General features: G+C 64.8%; 4 protein-coding genes. All 4 read left to right on the top strand.

Features of this window, described 5'->3' with window-relative positions; translation table 11 throughout:
- Positions 1 to 1,361, top strand: a 1,361-nt coding sequence (locus QZ522_RS18300; protein WP_294614985.1) for a glycine cleavage T C-terminal barrel domain-containing protein, incomplete at its 5' end; no start/stop codon positions are given.
- On the top strand, positions 1,358 to 2,440 hold the full coding sequence (locus QZ522_RS18295) for a zinc-binding dehydrogenase (RefSeq protein WP_294614982.1): 1,083 nt from the start codon (positions 1,358 to 1,360) through the stop codon (positions 2,438 to 2,440). The genes QZ522_RS18300 and QZ522_RS18295, both read left to right, overlap by 4 nt.
- Positions 2,427 to 2,882, top strand: a complete 456-nt coding sequence (locus QZ522_RS18290; protein WP_294614981.1) for a pyridoxamine 5'-phosphate oxidase family protein — start codon at positions 2,427 to 2,429, stop codon at positions 2,880 to 2,882. The genes QZ522_RS18295 and QZ522_RS18290 overlap by 14 nt, the downstream gene beginning before the upstream one ends.
- Positions 2,879 to 3,775, top strand: a complete 897-nt coding sequence (locus tag QZ522_RS18285) for a homocysteine S-methyltransferase family protein (protein WP_294614978.1) — start codon at positions 2,879 to 2,881, stop codon at positions 3,773 to 3,775. Before QZ522_RS18290 ends, QZ522_RS18285 begins: the two co-directional genes overlap by 4 nt.
- The last annotated feature ends 60 nt before the right edge of the window (positions 3,776 to 3,835 follow it).

The raw sequence follows: 3,835 nt of genomic DNA, 5'->3' as shown, positions 1-3,835 counted from the left end.
TCGGTATCGCCCAGGGCGGCGGGGCCGGAAAGGTGCTTGCCGAGTGGATCACCGAAGGTCAGACCGAATGGGACATGTGGAGCTGTGATCCGCGCCGCTATACCGATTACACTGACAGTGATTACTGCATCCAGAAGGGGATGGAGGTCTATGGCCATGAATACGCCATGCATTTCCCCTGGCACGAATGGCCCGCCGGGCGCGACAAAAAGCTGTCGCCGGTGCATGACCGCGTCAAGGAGCTGGGCGGCGTTATGGGCGCCTATAACGGCTGGGAGCGGGCGAATTGGTTTGCCCGCCCCGGTGATGATACGTCCGAGGAAAGCACCCATACCTGGAACCGGAGCGGGCCTTGGTCGGCGCGTATCAAGGAAGAATGCGAGGCCGTGCGCGATGCCTGCGGCGTGCTTGATCTGCCGGGCTTTACCCGGTTGTGGATCGAGGGGCCGGGCGCCGACGACTGGCTGCGCGGTTTTGTGACCGGTGGCTTGCCGCGGGTCGGGCGCATGAACCTTGTCTATGTGGCCGATACGCGTGGCCGGGTGCTGACCGAATTTTCCTGCATCCGCCTGGCCGAGGACAGTTTCGTTCTGATCACCGCCGCGACGGCGCAATGGCATGACGGCGAATTGGTGCGCAACGCGCTGCCCGAGGGCGTCACCCTGCGTGAAACCACCACCGAGCGTGACGCGCTTCTGGTGGCCGGGCCGACCTCGCGCGAGGTGCTTTCGGGCCTGACCGATGCCGATCTTTCGCAAGGCTGGCTGAGCCATCAGCATTGTACCGTCGCCGGGCAAAAGGCCTTTCTTGTGCGCGTCAGTTTCACTGGCGAGCTTGGTTGGGAGGTGCATGCCGAAAACGCCGCGATCCCGGCGATTTATGACGCCCTGCTCGGGGCCGGCGCCAGGCCCTTTGGCATGTACGCGCTCAATTCCCTGCGGATCGAAAAGGGCTATCGCGCGTGGAAAGGCGACCTGAGCACTGATTATTCGATGCTTGAGGCCGGGCTTGAGCGTTTTGTGAAATTCGACAAGCCACAGGAGTTCACCGGCAAGGCGGCCCTTCTGGCCGAAAAACAGACAGGCCGCAAAAAGGCCTTCGTAACGCTGATCGTTGACGCCAAAGAGACCGACGCGCCCTATATGTCGACGCTCTGGCATGACGGCGAGATTGTCGGCGAAACCACCAGCGGCGCCTGGGGCTACCGGGTGAACGCCAGTGTCGCGCTTGCCATGATCCGCGCCGATCTTGCGGTGCCGGGCACCGAGATCGAGGTTGAGATCTACGGAGAACGCTGTCGCGCCGTGGTGCAACCCGACGCGCCGCTCTGGGATCCCGAAAACGCGCGGCTTAGGGCATGACCCTGCCCGCTACCATGTCCGGCGTCACCCTGACCCGCCACGGTGGGCCGGAAGCGTTGCAATGGCGTGACGACCTGCCTGTGCCGGTGCCGGGGCCGGGCGAGGTTTTGGTCAAGGTGCTGGCCGCAGGGGTCAACAACACCGATATCAACACGCGCATCGGCTGGTATGCGCCCGAAGTGACCGGCGCCACCGAGGAAACCGGCGATGAGGTCGAGGCCGGCGGCTGGTCCGGCGCGCTCGACTTTCCGCTTGTTCAGGGTGGTGATCTGTGCGGTCGCGTTGTGGCCGTGGGGCCGGATGTGACGCAGTTCGCGCCCGGCCAGCGGGTGACCTGCCCGATCAATCAGCCCCGCCCCACGGCGGAAAACCCCTTTGGCTTCATCGCTTTGGGGTCTGAGTATGACGGGGCCTTTGCCGAATATTGTCTGGTCTTCGCGCGTGATCTTTATGACGTGACGCATGCGCCCCTGAGCGATGTTGAAATCGCCGCGATCCCTTGCGCCTTTGGCACGGCGGCGGGGCTATTGCATCGCGCGGGGGTGGCCTCTGGCGTGAAGGTTCTGATCACTGGTGCCTCGGGCGGGGTTGGATTGGCGGCTGTGCAACTGGCCGCGAAAATGGGCGCAGAGGTGACTGGCATCGCCTCGGCCAGCAAGGCCGCAACAGTGCGCGATCAGGGTGCCGCAACGGTGATCGAGCGTGGCGCGGCCCTGCCCGAAAACCGGTTCGATTGCGTGATCGACGTGGTCGCGGGCGACATCTGGCCCGCCCTGATAGAGGCCCTCAAACCGGGCGGGCATTATGCGGTGGCGGGGGCAATTGGCGGCCCGATGGTCGAAGCTGACCTGCGTCGCATCTACCTGCGCGACATCACTATCCATGGCTGCACCTTTCAGCCGCCTGAGGTCTTTGCCGACCTGATTGCCCGCGTCAATGCCGGTCAGCTTCGCCCCTTGGTGTCAAAGACCTATCCGATGACCGAAATTGGCGCGGCGCAGGCCGATTTCCAGAGCAAGCGCTTTGCCGGTAAGTTGGTTTTGCTGCCTCCAGAGGAGCACCGTCATGGTCTTGAATGACGCCGCCAAATCGCTGATCGCCCGCTTTCCGCTTGGCTTCGTGGCCACGGTCACGCCCGAGGGCTGGCCTGCGGTCTCGCCCAAGGGCACCTTTCTGGTGCTTGACGATGACACCATCGGCTTTGGCGAAATCCGCTCTCCGGGGACGATGCGCAACCTGGCACATCTGGCACAGGCCGAAGTGAACTTCGTCGACCAGTGGACGCGCAAGGGCATCCGGGTGCGCGGCGCGACCCGCGTGATCCTGCCGGGGGCAGAGTACGATGCGCTGATCGGCAAATGGCGGGCGGTTTGGGGGGATCTGGCCGGGCGGATCAATGCGCTGGTGCTGGTTCATGCCGAAACCGTAAAGCCGATCACCACGCCACCCTATGACGACGGGGTAAGCGAGGCCGAGATGATCGCCCTCTATAAACAGAAATTTTCGGAGATTTACCCGTGACCGCAATCACACTTCTCGATGGGTCTATCGGCCAGGAACTGGTCAAGCGCTCGGGGGATCGGCCCACGCCGCTCTGGTCGACGCAGGTGATGATCGAGCATCCCGATCTGGTGCGCCAGGTGCATGACGCCTATTTTGCCGCCGGCGCCAGCGTGGCCACCACCAATACCTATGCGGTGCTGCGCGACCGGCTGGCGCGGGTCGACCTTCAGGACAAGATGCGCGCGCTGACCGATGCGGCGATCACCGCCGCCCGCGCCGCCCGCGATGCCCATGGAAGCGGTCGCGTTGCGGGCGCCATCGGGCCGCTGATCGCCTCCTACCGCCCTGACATCTGCCCGCCTGCCGCCAAGGCCGCCGAACTCTACGCAGAGCCTGTCCGCCTCATGGCGGGGCGGGTCGATCTGTTGCTGCTGGAAACCATGGCCTCGGTCGACCAGGCCGAAGGCGCCCTGCGCGCGGCCTGCGATCAGGGTGTCCCGGTCTGGCTCGCGGTGACCGTGATGGACGACGACGGTACGCGCCTGCGCTCGGGCGAACCGCTTGGCGATCTGGCCCCGGTGGTGGCCCGCCATGCACCGGATGCCGTTCTGATCAATTGCACCCGCCCCGAGGCGGTCGCGGCGGGCCTTGATATCATCGCGGGATTTGGCAAACCCTTCGGCGCCTATGCCAACGGCTTCACCCGCATCTCCGAGGGCTTCCTGCAGGACGCCCCGACCGTCGATGCGCTCGAACAACGCCCCGACATGACCCCCGCCGCCTATGCCAACATCGCCATGGGCTGGATCGACCAGGGCGCCACGATCCTCGGGGGCTGCTGCGAGGTCGGTCCCGATCACATCGCCGAACTGGCACGGCGCATCAAAGAGGCGGGCCACACGATTGTCTGACCTGCCCCCTTCTTCTTGGCCCAAATACTCAATCGCGAGGGGCAAAGCCCCTCGCCCCCG

Source organism: uncultured Roseovarius sp. (assembly GCF_913054395.1).
Lineage (GTDB): Bacteria > Pseudomonadota > Alphaproteobacteria > Rhodobacterales > Rhodobacteraceae > Roseovarius.
The sequence above is the reverse complement of the archived record's forward strand: the minus strand, read 5'-3'. Positions and strand labels throughout refer to the sequence as shown.